The sequence below is a fragment of the Vibrio sp. 378 genome (assembly GCF_033339435.1).
In genome coordinates this window covers 1-567 of record NZ_JAWOUO010000939.1, presented here as the reverse complement: position 1 = coordinate 567, position 567 = coordinate 1, and the positions used below count along the sequence as shown (strand labels likewise).

1 protein-coding gene is annotated in these 567 nt (G+C 46.6%); it reads right to left on the bottom strand.

What is annotated here, in order from left to right; translation table 11 throughout:
* Positions 1 to 567, bottom strand: a 567-nt coding sequence (locus R7Q48_RS29715; RefSeq protein WP_318133969.1) for an OmpA family protein, incomplete at both ends; no start/stop codon positions are given.

The following is a 567-nucleotide window of genomic DNA, read 5'->3' as shown; positions in this document are numbered from 1 at the left end:
TGAGCTTGTCCAGTCGTTTGGTATCCAACCCCAGCAACAACTACTTCCACACCACGGTTCGCTTCGCGACCTTGACGAGTTTCGTTGCTAGCAACTGGGTTTGCTTCACCCATGCCTTTAACTGTCATACGGTCAGCAGCGATACCTTTCGCTTCAAACTCATTAGCAACCGCTTTAGCACGCTTTTCAGTTAGCTGTTGGTTGTACTGAGCAGAACCCGTTGTGTCACTGTAACCAGTGATCTCAACTTTAGCTTGTGGGTAAGTGTTCATTAGATCAACTGTACCAGAAAGTGCTGATGCATCTTTCACTTCTGCGCTTTCTAGGCCGAATTGTACTGTTGCTGTTTGAGCTGGGTACACGTGCTCAACGATACGAGTAGATGGGCGTGTTTCTACCACTTCTTCAACTGCTTCTTCTTGAACTACTGGCTCAGAACCAAACTTGTAGTTGAAGCCGATACCGAAGAAGTCAGAATCCATGTCATCAATGATGTCGTCAGACATGTCTTGGTAGCGTTGGTATTCAGCACGTAGGCTCCAGTTGTAGTTGATTTTGTACTCTGCA